The following is a 25115-nucleotide window of genomic DNA, read 5'->3' on the forward strand; positions in this document are numbered from 1 at the left end:
AGCCGACCGTCCTCCAGGATCTGCAGCAACGTGTTGAACACATCCGGATGCGCCTTCTCGATCTCGTCGAACAGCACCACCGAGAACGGCCGCCGGCGCACCTTCTCCGTCAGCTGACCACCCTCGTCGTAACCGACGTATCCAGGCGGGGCACCGACCAGACGCGACACCGTGTACCGATCATGGAACTCCGACATGTCCAGCTGGATCAACGCATCCTCGGACCCGAACAGGAACTCGGCCAGGGCCTTGCTCAGCTCGGTCTTACCGATACCCGACGGGCCGGCGAAGATGAACGATCCGGACGGACGCTTCGGGTCCTTCAACCCCGCCCGCGTACGCCGGATCGCCTTGGACACCGCCTTGACCGCGTCGATCTGGCCGACGACCCGCTTGTGCAGCTCGTCTTCCATCCGCAGCAGCCGCGAGGTCTCCTCCTCGGTCAGCTTGTACACCGGAATACCGGTCCAGTTCGCCAGCACCTCAGCGATCTGCTCGTCGTCGACCTCGCTCACGACGTCGAGATCGCCGGCCTTCCACTCCTTCTCCCGCTGCGCCTTCTGCTGCAGCAGCTGCTTCTCCTTGTCCCGCAGCTGCGCGGCCCGCTCGAAGTCCTGCGCGTCGATCGCGGACTCCTTGTCCCGGCGCACCTGAGCGATCTTCTCATCGAAGTCACGCAGGTCCGGCGGAGCAGTCATCCGGCGGATCCGCATCCGCGCCCCGGCCTCGTCGATCAGGTCGATCGCCTTGTCCGGCAGATACCGATCAGAGATGTACCGGTCAGCCAGATTCGCCGCCGCCACCAGCGCCGCATCCGTGATCGTCACCCGGTGGTGCGCCTCGTAACGATCCCGTAGACCCTTCAGCATCTCGATGGTGTGGGCCACCGAGGGCTCGCCGACCTGGATCGGCTGGAAGCGCCGCTCCAGCGCCGCGTCCTTCTCCAGGTGCTTGCGGTACTCGTCCAGCGTGGTCGCGCCGATGGTCTGCAGCTCGCCACGGGCCAGCATCGGCTTGAGGATGCTCGCCGCGTCGATCGCGCCCTCGGCTGCGCCCGCCCCGACCAGAGTGTGGATCTCGTCGATGAACAGGATGATGTCGCCGCGCGTGCGGATCTCCTTGAGGACCTTCTTCAGGCGCTCCTCGAAGTCACCGCGGTAGCGGGAACCGGCGACCAGAGCACCCAGGTCCAGCGTGTAGAGCTGCTTGTCCTTGAGCGTCTCCGGCACCTCGCCCTTGACGATCTTCTGCGCCAGGCCCTCGACCACGGTCGTCTTGCCGACGCCCGGCTCACCGATCAGCACCGGGTTGTTCTTCGTCCGGCGGGACAGCACCTGCATGACCCGCTCGATCTCCTTCTCCCGGCCGATCACGGGGTCGAGCTTGCCCTCCCGCGCCGACTGGGTCAGGTTGCGACCGAACTGGTCGAGCACCAGGCTCGTCGACGGCGCGGTCTCGCCCGTCGCACTGGTTCCGGCCGCCGCCGGCTCCTTGCCCTGGTAGCCCGAGAGCAGCTGGATGACCTGCTGCCGGACCCGGTTGAGGTCGGCGCCGAGCTTGACGAGGACCTGGGCGGCGACGCCCTCACCCTCGCGGATCAGCCCGAGCAGGATGTGCTCCGTGCCGATGTAGTTGTGGCCGAGCTGCAGCGCCTCCCGCAGGCTCAGCTCCAGCACCTTCTTGGCGCGGGGGGTGAAGGGGATGTGGCCGCTCGGGGCCTGCTGGCCCTGACCGATGATCTCCTCCACCTGCTGGCGGACACCCTCCAGCGAGATGCCGAGACTCTCCAGCGCCTTCGCCGCGACGCCCTCGCCCTCGTGGATCAGGCCGAGCAGGATGTGCTCGGTTCCGATGTAGTTGTGGTTGAGCATCCTGGCCTCTTCCTGGGCCAGAACCACCACCCGACGCGCTCGGTCGGTGAACCGCTCAAACATCTCCGAGCTCCTCACGTTTACCGCGCTTCGCGGCTTTCTCATCACTCTATCGCTGACCGCCGACACTGCTGGGGTCCGCGTGCCGTCGGTCCGGTCACCGTTGTGTATCCGGTTGGTCACTTTCCGTCTATGACAAAGCGGCCTGGACAGGGGTATTGCCCCCGCCGGCCGCCGTTGCCACCGACGTATGAGCCAACCTCACTCAACACTGCGGTGTTCCATGCCCGCACCCTTGTACGCGGACAGCGAAATTCGCAGGTGAGTTCCCGCGCGTCGCCCGCCCCGCCAGGCGGTCTACTTGCCGCCCGCCTGGTGGTACGCGTCGATGATCTTCTCCGGAACCCGCCCGCGCGGCTTGACCTTGTGGCCGTTCTTGGCCGCCCAGTCCCGCACCCGAGCGTTGAACTCCTTCTGCTCGGCCGCTGCCGCCGCCCGGCGCGCCGGAGCCACCCGCCCGGCCGGGGCGCGTCCGCTGACCTTCGTCCCCGCCTCGATGTACGGCTCGAGGATCTCCTTCAGCTTCGCGTAGTTGGAGGGCCCGAGGTCGATCTCGTAGTTCGCGCCGTCCAGCCCGAACTTCACCGGACGCACGCCCTCTTCGGTCCCGTCCAGATCATCCTTGTAGACGACGATCTGCTGCCTCGCCATTACTTGCCTCCATCACCGGGATTCCCGTGTCCAATGTACGTTGGAAGCAGCATAGCGATAATAGGTCGCATACGGCCAAGGCCCGCTGTCGTTTCGTGATTTTCGCGTACGGCGAGAAATGCGATCCGGATCGAAAGATTCGACGATCGCCGTCGCCCTTGGTATTCAGCCGCTCGCTCGTAGTTCGCTGACCTGGTCAACCCGGACCTGGCTGCCGATCCAGCGCTCACAGGCGTACGCGGCCCGCCCAATCGCGCGCCGGAAAGCCGTTCGGCGACGGTTGGACACTCGCCATTCACCGAACCCGACGCGGTTCCGCTCATTCGAATCGGACGGCCGCGTACGCCCACCGCCGCGCCGATCGCCGCTTCGGCCCGGTGAATTTCAGTCGGCGAGCATCGGCGACGCCCCTCGGGAAAGGGGAACCAATAAGGCAGTACGCACGACGGCGAATGCCCAGGCCAAGCAATTGACGTGGCTTTGGGAGCGCGTACGCCCGGAGCGAGGCCGATCACCTGCTCAGGGGAATGATCAGGGCGCCCGGGACACGACACGCCGGTCGAGCACGACCATAGGTTCATGATCGCGCAGAAAATCCCAGAGAAGGGAATGGCTAAAGGTTGCGGTCGAAGATCATGCGGAGGCCGATCAGCGTGATCATCGGCTCGTGATGGGTGATCGTGCGGCATTCGCCCACCACCACCGGCGCCAGTCCGCCGGTAGCTATGACGGCGGTCACCGGGCCGAGTTCGCCGATCATCCGCTCGACGATGCCGTCCACCTGGCCGGCGAAGCCGTAGACGACCCCGGATTGGAGGCAGTCGACGGTGTTCTTCCCGATGACCTTGGGCGGCTTGATCAGCTCCACCTTGCGCAGCTGGGCCGCGCGGGCGGCCAGCGCCTCGACCGAGATCTCGATCCCCGGGGCCAGGACGCCGCCCAGGAATTCCCCGCGCTCGCTCACCGCGTCGAAGTTGGTCGAGGTGCCGAAGTCGACGACGATGGCCGGCCCGCCGAAGAGGGTGTGGGCGGCCAGCGTGTTGACGACCCGGTCGCTGCCCACTTCCTTGGGGTTGTCGATGGCCAGCTGAACGCCGGTCTTGACGCCGGGTTCGACGATCACGGTCGGGATGCCGCCGTAGTACCGCGACAGCATCGTCCGCAGCGAGCGCAGCGCCGCCGGGACGGTCGAGCAGGCGGCCACCCCGGTGATCTCGACGTTGTCCCCGGCCAGCAGCCCGCGGAACATCAGGCCGAGTTCGTCGGCGGTGTTGCGGGCGTCGGTCTTCACCCGCCAGGAGTGCACGATCTTGTCGCCCTCGAAGGTGGCGAGCACCGTATTCGTGTTACCGATGTCGATACACAGCAGCAAGGTCAGCCCCGGGGTCGCAGATCCAACGCGATGTCCACGATAGGGGACGAGTGGGTCAGGCCACCCACGCTGAGGTAGTCGACGCCGGTTTCGGCGTACTTCCGGGCCACCTCCAGCGTCAGGCCGCCGGTCGCCTCCAGCTCCACCCGCTCGCCCACCTCGGCGACGACCTGTCGCAGCAGGTCCGGCGCCATGTTGTCGAGCAGCAAGAAGTCGGCTCCGGCGTCGGCCGCCTCGACGGCCTCGGCCAGCGTCGTGACCTCCACCTGCACCGGCACGTCCGGGAAGGTCTCGCGTACCCGCTGGTAGGCAGCGGTGATCGAGCCCGCCGCGAGCTTGTGGTTGTCCTTGATCATCGCGACGTCGTAGAGGCCCATGCGCTTGTTCGTGCCGCCGCCCGCGCGGACCGCGTACTTCTCCAGCACGCGCAGCCCCGGCGTGGTCTTGCGGGTGTCGAGCACGGTCGCGGTGGTCCCGGTCAGCTCGTCGGCCCAGGCCCGCGTGTGGGTCGCCACCCCGGACATCCGGCACAACAGGTTGAGCGCGGTCCGCTCGGCCATCAACAGCACGCGGGTGGGGCCGCTCACCGTGGCCAGCACGTCGTCGCGGGTCACTCGCGCACCGTCTCGCGCGATCAAGTCCACGCTTGTACGCACACCGCCCGAATCCTCGATCACCAGCAGTTCGACCTCTTCGAAGACGGCCGCAGCCACGTGCAGTCCGGCGACCACGCCGGAGGCCCGGGCGACGATGTCCCCGACGTCGGTCTGCCCGGCCGGGATGGTGGCGAAGCTGGTGACGTCCGTCCAGGTCGGGCCGAGATCTTCCAGGAGCGCGGTCTGGACGATGCGCTGGACCTCGCCGGGGTCCATGCCCTCGGCGCGGAGCGCTCGCGCGGTCTGTTCTCTCATGCCATGGGCTCCCATTCGTCGGTGACGCCGCCGTCGGCGAGCCGGGCGAGGAGGTGCCCCCGCCAGCTCTCCTCGGCCTGGGGGTGATCTTCGCGCCAGTGGCAGCCGCGCGTCTCCTCCCGGAGCGACGCCGCCCGGACCAGGGCGGACGCCACGGTGAGGAGGTTGGTCAGCTCCCAGCCGTCGGTGCCGCGTCGCGGCGTACGGGTGGCGAGTTCGGCGAGCACGGCCTGGGTCTCGGCCAGCCCCGCCGCCGTACGCAGGACGCCGGCGCCCCGGCTCATGGCGGTCTGGAGGTTGGCTCGCCAGGTCGCCTCGCCCTCGGGGGACGGCGGTTCGCCGCCGGGAACCTCGTACGCGTCGACCGGGTCGGCGAAGCCGGGCTTCTCGGCGGCGATGTCGGCGGCGATCCGGCGACTGAAGACCAGTCCTTCCAGCAGCGAGTTCGAGGCGAGCCGGTTCGCGCCGTGCACACCGGTGCAGGCGACCTCGCCGCAGGCGTACAGGCCCGGGATGGAGGTGCGCCCGTGCAGGTCGGTGCGGACCCCGCCGCTGGCGTAGTGGGCGGCCGGCGCGACCGGGATCAGGTCCTGTGCGGGGTCGATGCCCGCCGCGCGGCAGTACGCCGTGATCGTCGGGAACCGCTCGGTCACCCGCTCGACGTGCCGGGCGTCGAGGTAGACGTGCTCCGCCCCGCTGGCGAGCAACTGCCGATGGATGCCCTTGGCGACGATGTCGCGGGGCGCCAGTTCGGCCAGGTCGTGCTGGCCGACCATGAAACGCTTGCCGTCCCCGTCGACCAGGTACGCCCCCTCGCCGCGCAGCGCCTCGGAGACCAGCGGCTGCTGGGCCGAACCGCTGCTGCGCAGGTAGAGCGCGGTCGGGTGGAACTGGACGAACTCAAGGTCGGTCACGGTCGCCCCGGCTCGCAGCGCGAGCGCGACACCGTCTCCGGTGGACACGATCGGATTGGTCGTGGCGGCGAAGATCTGGCCCATGCCGCCGGTGGCCAGGACGACCGCGCGCGCATGGATCGCGCCCACGCCGTCGGGCCGGCCCTCGCCGAGCACGTGCAGCGTGATGCCGCAGGCCCGGCCGCTCGCGTCACGCAGGAGGTCGAGCACGAGCGCGTGCTCCACGAGGCGGATCCACGGATCGCGGTGCACCGCCGTGTGCAGCGCCCGCTGGACCTCCGCGCCGGTGGCGTCGCCGCCCGCGTGGACGATGCGATTCGCGTGGTGGCCGCCTTCGCGGGTCAGCATCAGCGAGCCGTCCGGATTGCGGTCGAACTGCGTACCCCAGCGGATCAACTCGCGTACGCGGTCGGGGCCTTCGCTGACCAGCACGTCGACGGCGGCTCGATCGCACAGGCCCACCCCGGCGACCATGGTGTCCTCGGCGTGGGCGGCCGGGGTGTCGAACGGGTCGAGCACCGCCGCGATCCCGCCCTGGGCCCAGCGGGTCGACCCGTCGTCGATGTTGACCTTGGTGACGACCGTGACGTGCAGCCCGGCCTCCCGCAGGTGCAGGGCGGTGGTGAGCCCGGCGACGCCCGATCCGATCACGACGACGTCGGTCGACTCGGCCCAACCGGGCTCGGGAGCGGGCAACCTCGTGGGCAGCCACGCCCGCGCTGACCCAACGGTGTCTGGCATAAGGACAGTCAACCGTTCCCCGGGCGTTTGCACTACGGAAACGTAAGCGCGGTCACTGACGTCACGCGTAGTGAATGGGGAGGGCCTTGGCTCCGGCGCCCTTGATCGACTTCGTCTTCGTGTCCGGCGAGAACCAGGCGTAGCAGCGCACCCGGTGGTCACCGTTGGCGAACTCCGTCTGCGTCAGGGAGTCCCAGAACACGCCGGTGCGGTACTTCATGTCGCTGCTGTACTTCATCCCGACGTACGCGGCGATCCGCTGGTGGCAGGCCTTGATCATCTTTGTGCGGTCCTTGGCGGCCGCGTAGCTCGCCACGGGGACCGTGCCCACGTACTCCGCGTTGTGCTTCTTCGTGCAGGCGACGGGAGCGATGCTCCGGCCGCTGGCGTAGCTGAAGCAGCCGAGGCGGATCGGCGAGCCCGGCTTGGTCAGCTCGCCCTTCAGCGAGCCGGTGTGCTGGCCCTCTTCGCCGAAGATCTGGTCCAGCGTCACCAGTTCGCAGCGGTACCAGTGCGCACCGCCGGCCCAGGCCTCGACGCCCGGAAGGGTCAATCCGAACCACAGCAGGCCGTCGTGCCAGTCTCCGCCGACGAACTCGTTGACCTTGGTCTCGCAAGTCTGGAGCAGCTTGACGTAGTCGGCCGTCCCGGCCTTCGGCGGGGCGCTGAGGACGTCGGTCGTGCCGACGTAGACGGTCTCCGTCATATGCGCGACGTCGCACTTCATCGGGAAGTAACTGCGCCGGTACGCCGTGGTGGCGTACGCCAGGTGACAAGTGCCCGCCTCGGGCGTGAAGCCCTCCGGGGCAGGCAACGCCGACCACTGGTCGGTCAGGTTCCCGTCGACACCGTCCGGCAGGCCGCATCCGGTCAGCCCCAAGACAGCGGCGCCCGCCAGCGCCACGGTCGCGATCCAGCGACGCATCTCGTCACTCCCCAAGTCCCCATGTATGCCGACGTCAAGGTCGGAGAGCGGAGCTTACGACATGATCGCCGTTCGTGTTGACTTGACAGTTGCTCGCTTTTGAGAGTTACTCTCAAAACATGGCTACCCTCACTTCAGTACGCCGCTCGCGCTGGTGGATTCTGGCGGTCCTGGCGTTGTCCGTCCTGGTCATCGGCCTGGACGGGACGGTGCTCAACGTGGCGCTGCCGACGCTGGCCGGCGACCTCGACGCCGGAACCGACGACCTGCAGTGGATCGTCGACTCCTACATCGTGGTGTTCGCGGTGGCGCTGCTCCCGGCCGGTCTGCTCGGCGATCGGCTCGGCCGCAAACGGTGGCTCGTCGCCGGGCTGCTGCTGTTCGGGGCGGCCTCCGCCGTCGCCGCGTACGCCGACGCCGTGCCCCAGCTCGTCGTGGCGCGGGCGGTCATGGGCCTCGGGGCGGCGCTGATCATGCCGTTGACCATGTCGGTGCTGCCGGTCGTCTTCGACCGAGCCGAACAGCCCCGGGCCATCGCCACCTGGTCCATCGCCGTGGCCCTCGGGGTGCCGATCGGCCCGGTGCTCGGCGGCTACCTCCTCGATCACTTCCACTGGGGATCGATCTTCCTGATCAATCTGCCCATCGTGGCGCTGGCCGTGATCGCGGCGATCGTCCTCCTCCCGGAGTCCCGGGACCCCCAGGCGCAGCGGGTCGACCTGATCGGAGCGGTGCTCTCGGTGGCCGGCCTCGGCGCCTTCGTCTACGGCGTCATCCTCGCCCCCGTCGACGGGTGGACGCGGGCGCTCCCGTGGATCGCCGCCGGCGTGGTGGTCCTCGGGCTCTTCTGGATCCGGCTCGGGCGTTCGGCGTACCCCTTGATCGACCGCAAGCTGTTCGCGAACCGCGACTTCCTGTGGGGTTCATTGGCCGCGACGGCCGCGAGCTTCGCGATGATGGGCGTGCTGTTCGTCCTGCCGCAGTATCTCGCCGCCGCGATGAGCTATGACGCCCTGGGCGTGGGCGTGCGGTTGCTGCCGATGATCGCGGGCCTGATCGTGGCGGCGCGGATCGGGACCCGGGTGGCGGCCCGGCTCGGCGCGCGGGTGGTGGTGTCGGCGGGCCTCGCGGTGTCGGCCGTCGCGCTCGGTCTCGGCGCCCTGACCAGCCACGACGACGGGTACGCCTGGACCGCCACCTGGCTGACCGCGCTCGGCTTCGGCCTCGGCCTGTGCATGCCCTCGGCGATGGACGCCGTGCTGGCCAGCCTGCCCGAAGGCAAGAGCGGGGTCGGCTCGGGCGCGGTCCAGGCGATGCGGCAGGTGGGCGGGGCGCTCGGGGTGGCCGCCCTGGGCAGCCTGCTCTCGGCGGTCTACACGGCGCGGCTGGACACCACGCGGCTGCCCGCGGAGATCGCCTCCGCCGCGACCGAGTCCGTGCTGGCGGCGGTACGCGTCCCGACCCTCGACCCGGTGCCGGCCTTCGTGGCCGGGATGGACGCGGTGCTCGCCGTCAGCGGGGCGGTCGTCCTGCTCGGAGCAGTGCTCTCGGCGGTCTTCCTCCCCGGGCGATCCACCGCGAGCGCCGACCCTGTCGCAGAATCAGCACATGCCCGACTCGAGGTCTGACTCGCCCACATCGCCGAGTCTCCGCGAACGGAAGAAGGCGAAGACGCGCAAGGCGCTGCAGGAGGCCGCCATGCGACTGATCCGCGAACAGGGCTACGACGCCACCACCGTGGATCAGATCGCGGCCGCCGCCGAAGTCTCGCCGGCCACCTTCTTCCGGTACTTCCCGACCAAGGAAGACGTGATCATCCAGGACGAGTACGACCCGATGTTCGTCGAGCGGTGGCATGAACTGCCCCCGACCGGCACCCCGATCCGGCGTATCCGGGAGGTCATCCGGAGCACCTTCAGCGGCCTGCCGCAGCAGGAGATCGACGCCATCCGGGAACGCACCACGCTCATGTACTCGACGCCGCAGGTCAAGGCGCGAGTCTGGGACAACTGGCTCAACACGCAGCACCTGTTCGACGACCTCATCGGCCGGCACCTGGGGCTGCCCGCCGAGCATCCACGCGTACGCGCGACGACCGGCGCGATGATGGGGGCGATCCTCGCCGTCTTCGAGACCTGGATCGCCGATCCGGCGAAGGACCTCGCCGAACTCGTCGACGAGGCCTTGTCCTACCTCGAAGCCGGCCTGTGACCAGCCACGCCGTTCCCGCGGCGAAGTGATCATTGCGCCAGCCACGTCGTTTCACGCGGCGAATTGTCCGCTGAAACAGCATGGCTGACGCAATGATCACGCACGCCGCCCGCGAGGGGAGCGTCAGGCGCGGCCGCTGACCAGGTCGCCGACCATCCCGGGGACGGCTTCAGCCGGGTCCGCCCCCAGCTCGATGATCTTGTTGTCCGCGTCGACGTGGACCACCCGGGGCTGATACGCCCGCGCCTCGGCGTCGTCCATCTGCGCGTACGCGATCATGATGACCAGGTCGCCGGGGTGGACGAGATGCGCCGCCGCGCCGTTGATGCCGATCACGCCGGAGCCGGGCGCCCCCTCGATCACGTACGTCTCGAGCCGGGCACCGTTGGTGACGTCGACGATGGCGACCTTCTCCCCCGGCAGGAGGTCGGCCGCGGCCATCAGCTCGGAGTCGACCGTGACCGAGCCGACGTAGTGGAGGTCGGCCTGAGTCACCGTCGCCCGGTGGATCTTGGATTTGAGCATCGTGCGGATCATCGGTCGCTCCCCAGGTGGATGTGCGTGTTGTCGATCAGGCGAGTGGTCCCTACGCGGGCCGCCACAAGCAGCCGCGCCTCGCCGGTCCGCGGAGCCGGGCCGAGATCGGGGGCTCGCAGTTCCAGGTAGTCGGCGTCCACCGCCGTCAGCTCTGCTCCCGCGGCGGCGAGCACGTCCGCACCGGAGAGCGCGGCCTGAGCCCCGGCCCGCAGCGCCCGGGACAGCGCCAGGGCCAGCGTCCGTTCGTCGGCGGAGAGGTAACGGTTCCGGCTGGACAGCGCCAGGCCGTCCGGCTCGCGTACGGTCGGCACCCCGATGATCTCGACGTCGAGGTCCAGCGTCCGGGCCATCGCCTTAATCAAGGTGAGCTGCTGGTAGTCCTTCTCCCCGAAGAACGCGGCGTCCGCCGCCGTCAGGTGCAGGAGCTTGCAGACGACCGTCAGGACACCGGCGAAGTGGCCGGGGCGTACCGCGCCTTCGAGCTCGGTGCCGAGCGGGCCGGGATCGATCAGGATCGCGGGATCGCCGTCGGGGTACATGACGTCGGGCGTCGGGGCGAAGACCAGGTCGACGCCCTCGGCTCGGCAGATCTCCAGGTCGGCGTCCAGCGTCCGGGGATAGCGCTGGAAATCCTCGTTCGGGCCGAACTGGAGCGGGTTGACGAAGATCGTCGCGATGACGAAATCCGCCTGCTTACGGGCCTCCCGCAGTAGGGCGGCGTGCCCGTCGTGGAGGGCGCCCATGGTCATCACGACCGCGACCCGGCCGCCAGCTCGCCCGCGCGCGGCCTTCAGCTCCGCCCGCGTGGTCACCACATCGGTCATGCGATCACCGACCTACGGCCGGCGCTCGCATGACGACAACCGTGCTGGCCGATGACCGGCCGAAGGCCGCTCATGAATGCACCGTCTCAGGCTTCCCGGCCAGTACGCCGAGCAGCGGTTCGGCATCGGTCGGGCGCAGCCGCCCGACGGCGATCGCCCGGTCGGCGGTACGCCGAGCCAGCGCGAGGTACGCGGGAACCGAGTCGGGTGCGACGGTGCCCATCGCGGCGACGTGCTTGGCGACCGTCCCCGCGTCGCCCCGCGAAACCGGGCCGGTCAGGGCGGCATCCCCGCTGGCCAGGGCGTTCTCCAGGGCAGCGCGCAGCAACGGGCCGAGCACCTTCTCCGGGTGGGTCACGCCCGCGTCCCGCAGCCGGTCGGCCGCCTCGTTGACGAGCGTCACGAGGTGGTTGGCCCCGTGCGCGAGGGCGGCGTGGTAGAGCGGACGATCCTGCTCGTCGATCCATTCGAGCTGACCCTGCAGGTCGTCGACGAGGTCATGGGCGATGACGGCCAGCTCCGGCGGAGCGGTCACGCCGAAGGAGACGCCGTCTTCGAGCCTTGCCAGGTCGGCGGCCGTACCGGTGAAGGTCATCGCGGGGTGCAGGGCGAGTGGCCGGGCGCCGACGGCTCGCGCCGGCTCCAGTACGCCCAGCCCGTGCGCGCCGGAGGTGTGGACCACGACCTGCCCGGGGTGCAGCGCGCCGATTCCGGCGAGCCCAGCCACCACCGCGGCCAGCGCGTCGTCCGGTACGGCGATGATGAGCAGGTCATGAGCCTCGCGCGCGACCTGATCGGCCGGGAGGTTGCGAGCCTGCGGGAGGAGGGTGGCGATCCGGTGCTTGGCGGCGGCGGATACGCCCGAGGCGGCCACCACGTGGTGACCTGCGGCGGCCAGCGCCGCGCCCAGGATGGCGCCGACCCGCCCGGCGCCGATGACGCCGACGGTCAAACTGCGCGACTGTGCGCTCATAGACGATCCAGTCCTCGAAGGTGGGGTACCGGTCGTCACCAGTATCACCGCTCGTCCCGGATGCTGGACAAGAGCTTGTGAACACTTTCACGGCCGGGTGCTACACCGATTGAAACGCCCGATATGCCGTACTCGTATCCCGGTTGAGATCGAGACCACCTGATCGCCGTTTCCCTGCGGATCAGGGTTACGCATGCTTCAGCGGCCCAGGAGGCACGCATAAGCCGTGATCCGCAGGGATGAAGCGGCTGCAGGCGGTCAGGCGTCGTAGTCGACGACGAGCTGCTCCGAGGTCGGATGCGACTGGCAGGTCAGCACGTATCCGGCCGCCGTTTCGGCGGGATCCAGCGCCCAGTTCGCCGCCATCTCGACGGTCCCGGAGACCACCCGGGCACGGCAGGTCGAGCAGACTCCGCCGCGGCAGGCGTACGGGAGTTCGGAGCGGTGGCGGAGGGCCGCGTCGAGGACGCGTTCGCCGCTGCCCATGGTGAACGACGTGGCCCGCCCGTCCAGCCGGATCTCCACGTGCACGTCCCCCGCCGAGGACGAAGACGGCGGCGGGGCCGGCACCGGTCCGACGTGGAACAGCTCCACGTGCACTTGCGCCCCGGTCGCGGCCACCACCGACCGGGCGCTCTCGACCAGGCCCAGCGGCCCGCACAGGAACCACTCGTCGACCGGGCCGACGACCGGGAGCAGTTCGCTCACCAGCTCGGAGGTGAGCCGGCCGTGCAGCGGCGCGCCCGGTTCGCGGGACAACACGTGCAGGACTTGCAGCCGATCCGGGTAGCGGTCCTTGAGGTCGGCCAGCTCGTCGACGGCGAAGGCGCTGGCCGAGGTGCGGTTCGCGCAGATCACCGCGAAGGTGCTGTGTGGTTCGAGGGCGAGCGCGGTGCCCACCAGTGACAGCACGGGGGTGATCCCGGAGCCGCCGACGATCGCTCCGTAACGCCGCTGCCGAGCCGCCTCGAACGGGCTGGTGAACCGGCCCAACGGCGACGACACCGCCACCTCGCTGCCCGGGGCCAGGGACGCAGCGATCGCCGAGAACTCGCCGTCGGGCAGCAGGCGTACGCCGACCGACAGCGAGCCCCGCGAAACCAGCTGAGCCGGGGTCGAGCAGATCGAGTAGGACCGCCGCAGCTTCTCGTCCAGCGTCACGTGCTGCCCGGCCTGGAACGCGAAGGCCGCCCGCAGGTCCGCCGGGACGGCGAAGGTGATGACCACCCCGTCCGCGCTGGCCGGTTCGACGGCGCCGACGGTCAGCGTCTCGAATCTCACCTAAAACCGCCTCACATGGTCGAACGGCTCCAGACACGACGTGCATCGCCAGATCGACTGGCAGGCCGTCGGCCCGAATCGGCTGATCTCCTCGGTCCGCCCGGAACCACACCGCGGGCACACTGGCGACAGGGTCAGCGCCACCGGCCCGGCGGTCGGCGGCGCGATGCCCGCGCGAGCGAGCGCGTCCCGGCCCGACGGCGTGATCATGTCGGTGCTCCAGGGCGGGCTCAGCACCGTCACGACCTCCACCTCCGGGTGGCCTGCGCTGGTCAGAGCGCTGCGGATGTCCTCCCGGATGGCGTCCATCGCCGGGCAACCGGCGTACGTCGGGGTGATCTCCACGCGTACCGTTTGATCGGGCAGGACCCGCGCGGACCGCAAGATGCCCAGCTCGGCGATGGTGACCACGCGCAGCTCGGGGTCGAGGACCGCGCCCGCGACGGCCTGGACGTCTACCATCGCGCGCCGGGATGTGCGCGATGCAGGACCTGCATCTCGGCCAGCAGGTAGCTCAGGTGCTCGGTGTGCTGCCCCGAGCGGCCGCCGATCTTGGGCTCGCGGTCCGCGGGCCGGTCGAGCCCGGCCTCCGCGAGCACCGGCTCGATCACGGCCAGCCAGGCCGCGCGATCCTGGGTCAGATCGAAGGTGTACGCCCAAAGCCGCTGGACGGCGTCGGTCATCCGGCGATGGGACTCCGGGGTTCCGTCACCGAGCCGCCGCGTCCACAGACTCGCGTGGTCGAAGTGGTAGGCGGACTCCTTGACCGTCTTCGCGGCGATCTCGCCCAGTGGCCCGCCTTCGGCCGCCAGCCCGGCATAGGTCTGGCTTTGCGCCGCCGACAGGAACAGCAGCTTGGCGATGGTCCAGCCGAAGTCGAGGTCGCCCCTGGCCGGCCCGTTGGGCAGCTCGACGAGCAGGCAGTTGCGGAACTCCCGATCGTCGCGCCGGTACGCCAGCTCGTCCTCGTCGCCGGCGAGCGACAGGAACAGCCGGGCCGCCCCGAGCTGGTCGAGGGCGATGTTGGCCAGCGCGACGTCTTCTTCCATGGTGGGCGCGCGCGAGGCCCACTCGGCGAGCCGCTGCGCCGCGAGCAACGCGTCGTCGCCCAGCGTGATCGGATCGTGCACCACGGCGGTCACAGGTGCGGCGCTCCCTCGGGGACCTCGTAGAACGTGGGATAGCGGTAGATCTTGTCGGCGGCCGGGGCGAAGAACGGGTCCTTCTCCTCCGGGCTGCTCGCCGCGATGTCGGACGCCCGGACGACCCAGATGGACACGCCCTCCTGACGGCGGGTGTAGACGTCGCGCGCGTTGCGCAGCGCGGTCTCCGCGTCCTCGGCGTGCACGCTGCCGGCGTGGGTGTGCGACAACCCTCGCCGGGGGCGGATGAAGACCTCCCAGAGGGTCATCGGTCCCCTTCTCTCTTCCGGGCGTATGCGGCGGCCGCCTCGCGGACCCAGGCGCCCTCGTCGTGGGCCCGGCGACGGTGGGCCATCCGTTCGGCGTTGCACGGGCCGTCTCCGGCGACCACCCGCATGAGCTCGGCGTAGTCGGGCTCGGTGAAGTCGTGGTGCCCGCGTTCGTCGTTCCAGCGCAGCTCCGGGTCCGGGAGCGTCAACCCGAGCACCTCCGCCTGCGGTACGCACATGTCGACGAACCGCTGCCGCAGCTCGTCGTTGGAGTGGCGCTTGATCTTCCAGCCCATCGACTTGGCACTGTGCGTCGACTCGGTGTCCGGCGGGCCGAACATCGCCAGCGACGGATACCACCAGCGGTCCACCGAGTCCTGCGCCATCGCCTTCTGCTCAGGGGTGCCGTGGCTGAGAGTGTGCAGGATCTCATAGCCCTGCCGCTGGTGGAAGGATTCCTCCTTGCAGATGCGGATCATCGCGCGGGCGTAGGGCCCGTAGGAGCACCGGCACAGCGGCACCTGGTTGACGATCGCCGCGCCGTCCACGAGCCAGCCGATCGCGCCCACGTCGGCCCAGGTCAACGTCGGATAGTTGAAGATCGAGCTGTACTTCTGACGGCCTTCGATGAGGGCGTCGACGAGTTCCTCGCGGGTGACGCCGAGGGTCTCCGCCGCCGCGTACAGGTAGAGCCCGTGCCCGGCCTCGTCCTGCACCTTCGCGAGCAGGATCGCCTTGCGTTTCAACGTCGGCGCCCGGCTGATCCAGTTGCCCTCGGGCTGCATCCCGATGATCTCGGAGTGCGCGTGCTGCGCGATCTGCCGGACGAGTCCCTTGCGGTAGTCGTCGGGCATCCAGTCGCGGGGCTCGACCTTCTGGTCGGCCTCGATCACGGCATCGAACCATGCCCGCACGTCATCGCCGCGAGCGAGCCGCCGATCGCCCGCCGCGAGCAGCTCGGCCTCGGCCTCCGCGACCTGGTCCAGCAGTCCCTCACCCATCCGTCCAGTGTTACAGCTCTCGCCGGTTTCGGGCAAGCTCTGTCACACCTCCCCGGCCGTCGCCCAGCCTCGGCGTAGCCGCTTCCGACGCTGATGGCCTAGGGTGGGGTGCTCCAGAAGGACCCCCCGACCACCCCCGATACATCACCCCCGGAGTAACCCCCTCATGCTCACGCGCCGAGCCCTGCTCGTCGTGGCCTGTCTGAGCGTCGTCGCAGGCCTCGGCCTGTTGCTGGGCACCACCCTGACCCCCTCGCGGGCGGCCGGACTGCCGTTCGCGCCCGCTTCGCCGTCGATCTCCAAGTCGCCGGAGCCGCCGCCACCGCCGACGTTGCGTGAGACCACCCCGGTTCAGGTGCAGCTGGCCTCCGGCGCCGCGTACGCCTGGTCGCTGCTGGACCGGACGACCGGTGAGACGACCGGGTCGGCGAACTCGACGACCTACCACAACACCACCGAGTCGATGGTGAAGGCCTGGCTCGTCGCCGACTTCCTCCGGCGGCTGGGCGACCGGGATCCGACCACGGCCGAGAAGCAGAAGATGTCGACGGCCATCCGCGACAGCAACGACGACTCCGCCCAGTGGCTGTACCTCAAGGACGGCGGCAACGCGTCGATCAAGCGGCTGTTCAGCACGTGCGACCTCGTCGACCGGCCGGTGCTCCGGAGCGGCTGGTGGAGCATGACGCAGCTGACCGCCCGCGACGCGGCCCGGATGGGCGCCTGCATCGCCGACGGCACGGCGGCCGGTGACAAGTGGACGTCGTATCTGCTGAACGAGATGGAGCACGTACGCGGGACCGCCGCCACCGCCGACCAGCACGCGACCTGGGGTGGCGGCCGCTGGGGCATCATCGACGGCCTGCCCGCGCAGCTTCAATCCGACACCGCGATCAAGAACGGCTGGACGTTGATCAACGCGGACGGCAAGTGGCACGTCAACTGCCTCGCCGTCCACAGTGATTGGACGCTCGCCGTGCAGGTGAAGTACCCCGGCAAGCTGGGTCTGGCGTACGGGGCGAACGTCTGCGAGTCCGTGACCCGGCAACTCGTCTACCAACCGGCCTCCGCGGAGGGTTGATGTCCAAGGCATCCGGCTGGCTCCTGGCCTTCGCAGTCGCCGCCATCCTGCTCGGCGGCGCCGCCGTGTACGCCGCCTTCCCTCATTCGACGGCACGTCCGGCGGCGGCCCAATCGACCGGCAGCCCGTCGGCGGAGGCCACCGGCGAACCGTCGGCGGCGCCGTCCCCGACCGGCCAGACCGTGCCGGCGAACATGTCGGACCTATTGGTGGGGCCGCATCCGGTGAAGGTCAAGATGACCGGGAAGTACTCCTGGGCGCTGATGGACCTGCGGACGGGCAAGATCTACGGCTCGGACAACATGCACGACACCCAGAAGACGGCGTCGATGATCAAGGCCTGGATCGCCGCGGACTACCTGCGCCGCCAGGCGGAGAACGGCAAGACGCCGAGCTCCACTTACCTCGACCTCGCCGCCAAAGCCGTGCAGCGCAGTGACAACAACGCCGCCAGCACGCTGTTCAGCGCGGTCGGCAACTCGGCCTCGACCAAACGCATGATCTCCATGTGCAACCTTGAGGATTCGAAGGCCGACGACAACTGGAGCAACACTCTGCTGTCGGCGTACGACACCGCGAAGCTGGGCGCGTGCATCGCGTCCGGCAAGGCCGCCGGGGAGAAGTGGACGCCCTGGTTGCTGACGAAGATGCGGACAACCATCCTCGGCACCTGGGGCATCAAGAAGGCGTTCCCGGACGACATCGCGAAGACCATTGCCATCAAGAACGGCTGGGTCGATCGGCAAGCCACGCAGACCTATACCGTGAACTGTCTCGCCATCGGCGACAAATGGTCGATGGGCGTGATGACCTCTTACCCGTTGAGCTTCTCCACCGGGGAGGCCTACGGTGCAGGCATCTGCAAGCAGGTCGCGGCGGCCCTGAAGAACTGACCCCTTACCCCTCTCACCCCGTCACCCCTCGGAGTCTTTCTTGGCGCGCAGGAACTTTCCCCTGGTCCTCGCCACGTGCGCGGTGATCGTCGGCGTCGGCCTCGTCGGCACGGCGGTGTACGCCAAGCTCGACCCGACCGCCAAGCACGCCGGCGGTTCGGGCGGCGGGGTGTCGGTGTCGCCGTCGCCGACCAAGTCGCCGGAGCCGCCTCCGCCGCCGACCCTCAACGGGGACCAGCCGGTCACTGTGACGACGCCGCCCGGCGGGTTCTTCGCCTGGGCGTTCTACGACCGGCGGACCGGCAAGATGACGGGGTCGGCCAACAGCGCGACCAAGACGAACTCGACCGAGTCGATGATCAAGACGTGGCTGGTCTCCGACTATCTACGCCGCCTGGGCGCGAAGGAACCGACCACGTCCGCCCTCAACTACGTCAAGACGGCGATCATCAACAGCAACGACAATTCGGCGACCTGGCTGTACAAACAGGACGGCGGCTCGGCGACGATCGGCCGGATGATCAAGACCTGTGGGCTCAAGAACACCAAGGCGAACAGCATGGGCTGGGCGTACACGACGATGACGGCGCAGGACGCCGTCCGGCTCGGGTTGTGCGTCGGCGACGGGCGGGCCGCCGGCGAGAAGTGGACCGACCACGTCCTGTCGCTGATGAAGCAGGTGCAGGGCACCACCGCCGCCAAGGACCAGCAGAAGACCACCGGCGGCGGCCACTGGGGCATCATCGACGGGCTGCCGAAGAACCTCGTCCCCGAGACGAGCATCAAGAACGGCTGGACGATGCTCTACAAGGACGTGCTCTGGCACGTCAACTGTCTCGCCGTCCACGACGACTGGGTGCTGGCCGTCCAGGTCCGGATCAAGCCGGTGAAGTCCTCGCTGGGCCAGAAGGACTCGGCCGGGCTGGCCGCGGCGGCGAAGGTCTGCGCGACGGTGGCCAAGCAGCTCACCTACCAGCCGCCGGCACCAGCAGCCTGACCCACCCACCGTCCTCCCGGCCCACCTCCGCGCCGGTCTTCTCCCGCGCTGGATCAGGGTTCTCGGTCGAATCTTGGTCCAAGATTCGACCCGGATCCCTGATCCAGCGCGAAACGGAAGCGCAGCAGAAGCTGCGAGCGCGCGGTCAGGCCGCGAAAAAGGCCGGTCCGTCCGGGCCCAGCGCAGGCGCCGCTCCGACGTCGGCCGCCCGCCGGGCGAACTCGCGTGCCCCGGCGACCTGCCGCTCCCCGAGGGAGAAGTCGAGCGTACGAAAGTAGCCGGCGAGGGTGGCCGCGTCGAAGGGCTCCCAGCGCGCCGCCGCCTCGGCGACCTCGTCGATCTCGGCGAGCGAGAGGTCCCGCGAGCGCAGGAACGCCTCGTGCACGTCCTTCACCAGGCCCGGATGGGCGGCCGCGAACTCCCGGCGTACCGCCCAGACGGCGAACACCATCGGCAGCCCGGTCCACTCTCGCCAGGCGGCGCCGAGGTCGGTGACGGTCAGTCCCCGCTGGGGTGCCTCGTAGAGCGCACGGAGGGCCACATCGCCGATGAGCACACCGGCCGGCGCCTCCAGCATCATCTGACCGAGGTCGGGCGGGCACCGGAAGTACGTCGGCTTCACCTCGTGCCGCTGCTCCAGGAGCAGCTGAGCCAGCAACACCCCGGTACGCGACGTCGACCCGAGCGCCACCCGGGCGCCGTCGAGCCGGTCGAGCGGCACCGTCGAGACGAGGTTGACGCTGAGCACCGGCCCGTCCGAGCCGACCGCGATGTCCGGCAGGATGAGCAGCTCGTCGGCGTGCCGGAGGTACTCCACCAGCGAGATCGGACCGATGTCCAGATCGCCCGCCACCAGCGCGGAGTTCAGCCGGTCGGGGGAGTCCTTGACGAGGTCGACGTCGATCAGCGAGCCCGTACGCATCAGGCCCCAGTAGAGGGGCAGGCAGTTCAGGAACTGGATGTGCCCCACCCGGGGCCGGCGTACGGCTGCTTCGCTCACGTGACCGAAGGCTACTCCTGCGGCTGGGGCACCCGATCGGCGAGGACCGGCGTCGTGACCAGTTCCGACGACCGCGCCGCCGCGCGTACCCAGGGGGAGATGATCGCGACGGTGACCACCGCGAGGATCCCGCACGCCAGGATGATCGTGCGGGGGGTGAGGTGCGCGGTCAGCGCGAGACCGGCGACGAGGTAGCCCGCGAGCAGCGACGCCTGGACCGCGGCCTGCATGATCGCGGCGACGTGGCCGCGGTTTGCGACCGGCGAACGCCGCGCGACCAGTGTCGTGACCAGCACATTGGCCGCGCCGTTGAGGAGGCCGCCGGCCAGCCAGATCGGCACCATCCACGGTGCCGACCCGACCGCCGCGAGCAGCACGACTCCCGCCGCGGTGATCGCGAGCGAGCCGAACAGCCAGCCGCTGAGGCGCGCGTCGGGCGCCTTCTCCGCGAGTTTCGCCTGGCCCCAGGCGCCCGCGATCATGCCGATCGGCCAGGTCGCCATGATGAGGCCATAGGTCTGCGCCGACGATTCCAGCGTCTCGCGCACGAAGAACACCGCCACCACGTCGACCGCGCTGATCGCGCCCACGACGGCGGCGAGTCCGATGAAGACCACCTTCAGCATGCGGTCGATGGGCGGTCGCGGTGCGCGGGCTGCCGCCGGGTGGTCGTCGCCCATCCGCTTCCCCCGGCGGGTACGCACGACGAGCCCGCCGACGACAGTGGCGAGGAATCCCACCGCCGCCCAGCGCAGCGTGCCCGGGGCCGACCCGACCGCGTGGTATGCGAACCCGGCGATCGGCGGGCCGAACATGGACCCGATGACGGTGGCGGACTGGTTGATCGCGCCCGCCCGGGGCAGGTCCTCCTCGGTGACCATCACTGGCAGAAGCGCCGCCCGGACGGGCAGCCCGAGCGCGGTCCCCGCATAGATCAGCAGTACGCACGCGATCCGGGCGACGGTGTTCCCGGCGAACGACAGCAGCAGGCAGCCGACGATCTGGACGACACCGGCGACGACCATCAGCATCCGCGAGTCGAACCGGTCGGCGAGCCGCCCGGTGATCGGCGCGAGCGCCACGACCGGCAGCGACGCCGCCACCGTCACGCCCGCCACCGCCAGACCGGTCGCGCCGGTGTCCTGCAAGGTCAGGATGAGCGTGGTGAGCGCGAGGTACGCCCCCGACCCCGAGACGATCTGCGAAACGGCGATGACCCAGACGTCGAGCCAGGCGGACTTACGCATCCGGTGACCCTAGCTTTCCGGGGGTTACGCTCGCTGTCCGCTATTTGGCTGACGCCGCTTGCTGCTTGTCTTCCGAGCCCGCACCGTTGAGCGCCGGATCAGCCCCGTCGAGCGCCGGACGAGCCCCCATCGAGCACTGGATCAGGGTTCTCGGTCGAATCTTGGGGCAAGATTCGACCCGGATCCGTGATCTGCAGCTCACGGTCCTGAGTCTGCTGTCGACGCTCACGCCGGACGGACGCGCGGATCCACGGCGCGATGGCGACGACCGCCGCCACCCCGAGCACTCCGCCGACGAGCAGCACGGTCCGGGGCTGCCACCACTCGAGGACGAGCCCGCCCATGGCGTACCCGAACAGGGCGGCGCCTTGGACGGCGGCGTTGAGCCGGGCGGACAACCGGCCGCGGGCGTGCTCCGGGGCGCGACGGCCGAAGACCGTGAAGACCTGCACGTTCTCCGCCCCATTGAGGCCGCCGCCGAGCAGCCACAACGGCACGATCCAGGCGACCGCGGGAGCCTGCGACGCCATCGCCAGGACCGCGCAGGTCAACGCGAGCGCGCCGAAGGCGCCGACCACGATCGCGGTGTCCCCCGCCCGCCGGATCAGCCGTGCGGTGATCCAGGTGCCGGCGATCATCCCGACCGTCCACATGCTGTTGATCAACCCGTACGCACTGCTCGAAGCGCCCAGCGTCGCCTTGACGTAGAAGACCTCGACGACGTTGGCGGCGGCGATGCAGCCGACCACGATGGCGAACCCGATCGTGACCACCCGCAGCAGGCTGTCCATCCGCACCGGGCCGGTCTGGGTACGCGCCTCGGCGGGCAGCCGGTCGCCACCCCGGCGGGTCCGGAACAGCAGCCCCGCGATGATCGTCGCGGAGAAGGCAGCCGCCGCCACTCGGAGCGTGGTCTGCGTACCGAGTCCGTCCTGGGCGAACCCGGCGACGGCCGGCCCGGCGATCGCGCCGATGGAGGCGGCGGTCTGGGCGATGCCGCTGACCTTGGGCAGGTCCGCCCGGCTCGCCATGGTCATCATCAGCGCCTGCCGCACCGGCTGGGCGATCGCCGTCCCGACGAAGACCAGGGTCAGCAGCGCGACCCGAGGGGCCATGCCGTCCACAGCCGACAAGGCGAGACACGCCCCGACCTGGACGCCGCCCGCCACGAGCAGCAGCAGACGGGAGTCGACGCGGTCGGCGAGCCGCCCGGTGATCGCCGCGAGCAGCACGATCGGCAGCGATTCGGCGATGATCACCGCCGCGACGGCGGGGCCGCCCTGACCCTCTTCCTGCAGCGTGAGCATCAGGGTGGTCAGCACGAGGAAGGAGCCCAGGTTCGTCACGGCGTTGGAGGCCGCCGCGATCCACACGTCGCGCCACCGCGTAGATGTGAAAGACATATTGCGAAAATACATTTTCACATCTGCGCACACAAGTCCCCTGGTACGAGGACAGCTGTCGGCTTACTGCGGAAGTGCGCGGACGAGCATCGACACGAGCCGGGCTCCCTCGGGGGCGTCGTCCTGCCGCGCGCTACGCCGGTACCGGCCGACGAGCTGGGCGATCTGCTCGGTCAGGTCGGTCAGCTCATCGGCGGTGACCATGATCATGGTCTCGTTGATCACCGTCGCCTCGCGCCAGGCCTCGGGCTCGGCCTCGTAGTGGTGGCGCCACTGGGTCAGCCGCTCCTGGCTCCGGGCGAGCAGGAGGTCGAGCAGCTGCTCCTTAAGCGCCTTCATCTCCGGCTCGTCGGCGGCGCCGGTGTCCACCTCGATGTGCGTCTCACCGGGTCCGCGGTAGACGCGTTCCCGGCCGTCCCCGCGGCTGGGCGCGTCGTGGATGATCCCGGCCTTGGCGAGGGCCCGGAGGTGGTAGCTGGTGGCGCTCGGGCTGAGCCCGACGACCTCGGCCGCCTCGGTCGCGGTGATCTCCCGCCCGGTCGACCCGAGATACTCCAGGATCGCCAGCCGGGCCGGGTGCGCCAGCGCCCGGATCACCGACGGATCGGTGATCTTGTGAGTGGTGTCCCCGGGCACGCTCGAATAATAGGTTGCCGACGGACGAATCCGCGCGAGTAGGATGGTCCGCTCATCCCGATGAATGGCACAGCCGACACCGCCCGGCGGGTCCCACGCGGCCCCGACCTCGCACGAACGGGCGGAGCGCCGGGCGGCCCGACCTGCCTTCAGGGAGTAGCAGTGACGCCCGAGCTCGACCACGACCTTTCCGCCGAGCGTACCCATCTGACCGTCAGCCGAGCCGCCTTGAAGGCGATGCGCGAACACGTCGAGGGCCTGTTCGCCACCGGTGACAAGGTCGCCGGCGACCCCTACTCCGCCGAGACCCTCGGCCGTGCCCTCGCCAAGCGGATCAAGGAGCTGGCCGACGATCCGACCACCCCGCTGTTCTTCGGCAAACTCACCTTCGGGGCGGACGCCGCCGACGCCGAGAGCGCCGGTCACGCCTTCCACATCGGCCGACGGCACGTCACCGACGCCGCCGGGGAGCCGCTGGTGCTGGACTGGCGCGCGCCCGTCTCCCGCTCGTTCTACCGGGCCAGCGCGTCCGATCCACAGGACATCGCGGTCCGCCGCCGCTTCGGCTTCAACGCCGGCGAACTGACCAGCTTCGAGGACGAGCACCTGACGCTGGGCGAGGAGCTCGGCACGAAGAGCGCCATCCTCACCGCCGAAATCGAGCGGCCCCGCGTCGGCCCGATGCGCGACATCGTCGCCACCATCCAGCCGGAGCAGGACGAACTCGTCCGAGCGGCGCTGGAGGAGTCGATCTGCGTACAGGGAGCGCCGGGCACCGGGAAGACCGCCGTCGGCCTGCACCGCGCGGCGTACCTGCTCTATCTGCACCGCGAGCGGCTCCGGCGCGCGGGGGTGCTCATCCTCGGGCCCAACCGTGCGTTCCTGCGCTACATCGCCGCCGTCCTCCCGGCCCTCGGCGAGATCGAGGTCAGCCAGTCCACGGTCGACGATCTGATCGCGACGGTCGAGGTCCGCGCGACGGACACGCCCGAGGCCGAGGCGCTCAAGCACGACCCGCGACTCGCGCAGGCGCTGCACGATCTGCTCTGGCGACGGGTACGCAAGCCGCACGAGTCGTTGACGGTGCCGGACGATTCCTACCGGTGGCGCGTCGACGCCGGTGTGCTCGCCCGGATCGTCGACGACGTGCGCCGCGGCACACCGCCGTACGCCTTGGGCCGGGAGCATGTCCGTTCCCGGGTCGTCGACCTGTTGCTGCGGCAGTCCGAGGCCCGCCGAGGCGACTCGCCCGGGGAGACCTGGCGGCGCCGGATGGCCAAGGCGAAACCGGTCGTGGAGCTGCTCGACCACGTCTGGCCCGCGATCACCCCCGCCGAGTTGGTCTTCGAGTTCCTCACCGCCCCCACGCACGACCTTCTGACCGAGTCCGAGTCGGACACCCTCCGCTGGACCAAGCCGCCGAAGACGGCGAAGTCGGCCAAGTGGACCGCCGCCGACCTGGTCCTCCTCGACGAGGCGGCCGGGCTGATCGAACGCCCGAGCGGGTTCGGCCACATCATCGTGGACGAGGCGCAGGATCTGTCCCCCATGCAGGCCCGCGCGATCGCGCGACGCAGTACGCACGGCTCCATCACGCTGCTCGGCGACCTGGCTCAGGGCACCGCGCCCTGGGCTGCCCGGCAATGGCAGGACACCCTCGACCACCTCGGTAAGCCGGACGCCCGGGTCACGCCGTTGACCACCGGTTTCCGCGTACCGGAGCAGGTGGTCGAGCTGGCGAACCGGCTGCTCCCGGCGCTGGACGTCGACGTGCCGCCGGCGCAGTCCCTACGGCCCGACGGCTGGCTCGCCATCCGCCCGACGGCCGACCCCGAGGCGCTGGCCGAGGCGGTGGAGGCCGCCCTGGCGCAGCCCGGCTCCGTCGGCGTGATCAGCGCCCACGACGCCGTCGACTCGGTCACCCGCGCGCTCGCGAAGTACGCCCCGACCTCGTTGGACGACGACGATCCGGACTCCCGGCTGACCGTGGTGCCCGCGACGCTGGCGAAGGGTCTGGAGTACGACCACGTGATCGTGGTGGAACCGGCCGCCATCGTCGAAGCCGAGGCCCGTGGGCTGCACCGGCTCTACGTCGTCCTGACCCGGGCCGTCACGACGCTGACCGTGCTCCACGACCGCCCCCTCCCCGCTGCTCTTGTCAGTTGATCATGCTCG

Annotated in this window: 24 protein-coding genes; 6 read left to right on the forward strand and 18 right to left on the reverse strand. The window is 69.8% G+C overall.

Going from position 1 to position 25115, the window contains the following annotated elements; all coding sequences use genetic code 11:
• From AB0H43_RS00005 to AB0H43_RS00030, 6 genes are all read right to left on the reverse strand, one after another.
• A partial coding sequence (locus AB0H43_RS00005; RefSeq protein ID WP_359994005.1) for an ATP-dependent Clp protease ATP-binding subunit occupies positions 1-1934 on the reverse strand: 1934 nt, incomplete at its 3' end.
• A gap of 294 nt (positions 1935-2228) precedes the next feature.
• Entirely contained in the window at positions 2229-2582 is a 354-nt protein-coding gene (locus AB0H43_RS00010; protein ID WP_359994008.1) for an Lsr2 family protein, read from the reverse strand.
• Between the two features lie 613 nt (positions 2583-3195).
• Entirely contained in the window at positions 3196-3954 is a 759-nt protein-coding gene (locus AB0H43_RS00015) for a type III pantothenate kinase (RefSeq protein WP_359994011.1), read from the reverse strand.
• Positions 3955-3956: 2 nt separating this feature from the next.
• The gene (gene nadC, locus AB0H43_RS00020; protein ID WP_359994014.1) at positions 3957-4865 is read right to left on the reverse strand and encodes a carboxylating nicotinate-nucleotide diphosphorylase; all 909 of its coding nucleotides are present in this window, start codon (positions 4863-4865) and stop codon (positions 3957-3959) included.
• Positions 4862-6520, reverse strand: coding sequence for an L-aspartate oxidase (locus AB0H43_RS00025; RefSeq protein ID WP_359994017.1), 1659 nt, complete (start codon positions 6518-6520; stop codon positions 4862-4864). Before AB0H43_RS00025 ends, nadC begins: the two co-directional genes overlap by 4 nt.
• 61 nt (positions 6521-6581) lie before the next feature.
• Positions 6582-7445: a septum formation family protein gene (locus tag AB0H43_RS00030; RefSeq protein ID WP_359994020.1), complete on the reverse strand. Its 864-nt coding sequence runs from the start codon at positions 7443-7445 to the stop codon at positions 6582-6584.
• A gap of 119 nt (positions 7446-7564) precedes the next feature.
• Between AB0H43_RS00030 and AB0H43_RS00035 the strand changes: the two genes are divergently transcribed.
• Together AB0H43_RS00035 and AB0H43_RS00040 are read left to right on the forward strand one after the other, a co-directional pair.
• Positions 7565-9073, forward strand: coding sequence for an MFS transporter (locus AB0H43_RS00035; RefSeq protein ID WP_359994023.1), 1509 nt, complete (start codon positions 7565-7567; stop codon positions 9071-9073).
• Positions 9054-9656, forward strand: a complete 603-nt coding sequence (locus AB0H43_RS00040; RefSeq protein WP_359994025.1) for a TetR family transcriptional regulator — start codon at positions 9054-9056, stop codon at positions 9654-9656. The genes AB0H43_RS00035 and AB0H43_RS00040 overlap by 20 nt, the downstream gene beginning before the upstream one ends.
• 123 nt (positions 9657-9779) lie before the next feature.
• Here the strand turns inward: AB0H43_RS00040 and panD are convergent, their stop codons facing one another.
• The 8 genes from panD to paaA all read right to left on the reverse strand — a co-directional run bounded on the left by panD (position 9780) and on the right by paaA (position 15683).
• Entirely contained in the window at positions 9780-10193 is a 414-nt protein-coding gene (panD, locus tag AB0H43_RS00045) for an aspartate 1-decarboxylase (protein WP_359994028.1), read from the reverse strand.
• Positions 10190-11017, reverse strand: a complete 828-nt coding sequence (panC, locus tag AB0H43_RS00050) for a pantoate--beta-alanine ligase (protein WP_359994031.1) — start codon at positions 11015-11017, stop codon at positions 10190-10192. Before panC ends, panD begins: the two co-directional genes overlap by 4 nt.
• A 70-nt stretch (positions 11018-11087) precedes the next feature.
• Entirely contained in the window at positions 11088-11990 is a 903-nt protein-coding gene (locus AB0H43_RS00055) for a Rossmann-like and DUF2520 domain-containing protein (protein ID WP_359994034.1), read from the reverse strand.
• Between the two features lie 258 nt (positions 11991-12248).
• Positions 12249-13271: a 2Fe-2S iron-sulfur cluster-binding protein gene (locus AB0H43_RS00060; RefSeq protein WP_359994037.1), complete on the reverse strand. Its 1023-nt coding sequence runs from the start codon at positions 13269-13271 to the stop codon at positions 12249-12251.
• Entirely contained in the window at positions 13272-13733 is a 462-nt protein-coding gene (gene paaD, locus AB0H43_RS00065; RefSeq protein WP_359994040.1) for a 1,2-phenylacetyl-CoA epoxidase subunit PaaD, read from the reverse strand.
• The gene (paaC, locus tag AB0H43_RS00070; protein WP_359994043.1) at positions 13727-14413 is read right to left on the reverse strand and encodes a 1,2-phenylacetyl-CoA epoxidase subunit PaaC; all 687 of its coding nucleotides are present in this window, start codon (positions 14411-14413) and stop codon (positions 13727-13729) included. Before paaC ends, paaD begins: the two co-directional genes overlap by 7 nt.
• On the reverse strand, positions 14410-14682 hold the full coding sequence (gene paaB, locus AB0H43_RS00075; RefSeq protein WP_359994046.1) for a 1,2-phenylacetyl-CoA epoxidase subunit PaaB: 273 nt from the start codon (positions 14680-14682) through the stop codon (positions 14410-14412). The genes paaC and paaB overlap by 4 nt, the downstream gene beginning before the upstream one ends.
• On the reverse strand, positions 14679-15683 hold the full coding sequence (paaA, locus tag AB0H43_RS00080) for a 1,2-phenylacetyl-CoA epoxidase subunit PaaA (RefSeq protein ID WP_359994049.1): 1005 nt from the start codon (positions 15681-15683) through the stop codon (positions 14679-14681). Before paaA ends, paaB begins: the two co-directional genes overlap by 4 nt.
• A gap of 166 nt (positions 15684-15849) precedes the next feature.
• Between paaA and AB0H43_RS00085 the strand changes: the two genes are divergently transcribed.
• The 3 genes from AB0H43_RS00085 to AB0H43_RS00095 are packed head-to-tail and all read left to right on the forward strand — an operon-like array spanning position 15850 to position 18654.
• Positions 15850-16764 carry a hypothetical protein gene (locus AB0H43_RS00085; protein WP_359994052.1) on the forward strand — a complete coding sequence of 305 codons (915 nt, stop codon included), beginning with the start codon at positions 15850-15852 and terminating at the stop codon, positions 16762-16764.
• On the forward strand, positions 16764-17657 hold the full coding sequence (locus tag AB0H43_RS00090) for a serine hydrolase (protein WP_359994055.1): 894 nt from the start codon (positions 16764-16766) through the stop codon (positions 17655-17657). The genes AB0H43_RS00085 and AB0H43_RS00090 overlap by 1 nt, the downstream gene beginning before the upstream one ends.
• A 40-nt stretch (positions 17658-17697) precedes the next feature.
• Positions 17698-18654: a hypothetical protein gene (locus AB0H43_RS00095; RefSeq protein WP_359994058.1), complete on the forward strand. Its 957-nt coding sequence runs from the start codon at positions 17698-17700 to the stop codon at positions 18652-18654.
• Between the two features lie 145 nt (positions 18655-18799).
• Here the strand turns inward: AB0H43_RS00095 and AB0H43_RS00100 are convergent, their stop codons facing one another.
• The 4 genes from AB0H43_RS00100 to AB0H43_RS00115 form a co-directional block, all read right to left on the reverse strand.
• On the reverse strand, positions 18800-19654 hold the full coding sequence (locus tag AB0H43_RS00100; RefSeq protein WP_359994061.1) for a menaquinone biosynthesis protein: 855 nt from the start codon (positions 19652-19654) through the stop codon (positions 18800-18802).
• Between the two features lie 11 nt (positions 19655-19665).
• Entirely contained in the window at positions 19666-20901 is a 1236-nt protein-coding gene (locus AB0H43_RS00105; RefSeq protein ID WP_359994064.1) for an MFS transporter, read from the reverse strand.
• 98 nt (positions 20902-20999) lie between these two features.
• Complete coding sequence (locus AB0H43_RS00110) at positions 21000-22304, reverse strand: MFS transporter (protein WP_359994067.1); 1305 nt, start codon at positions 22302-22304, stop codon at positions 21000-21002.
• A 63-nt stretch (positions 22305-22367) separates the two neighbouring features.
• Entirely contained in the window at positions 22368-22940 is a 573-nt protein-coding gene (locus AB0H43_RS00115) for a metalloregulator ArsR/SmtB family transcription factor (protein WP_359994070.1), read from the reverse strand.
• A 162-nt stretch (positions 22941-23102) separates the two neighbouring features.
• Here AB0H43_RS00115 and AB0H43_RS00120 point away from each other — a divergent pair, with 162 nt between their 5' ends.
• The gene (locus AB0H43_RS00120; RefSeq protein ID WP_359994073.1) at positions 23103-25106 is read left to right on the forward strand and encodes an AAA family ATPase; all 2004 of its coding nucleotides are present in this window, start codon (positions 23103-23105) and stop codon (positions 25104-25106) included.
• The last annotated feature ends 9 nt before the right edge of the window (positions 25107-25115 follow it).

The organism is Hamadaea sp. NPDC050747, assembly GCF_040654195.1.
Taxonomy (GTDB): domain Bacteria; phylum Actinomycetota; class Actinomycetes; order Mycobacteriales; family Micromonosporaceae; genus Hamadaea.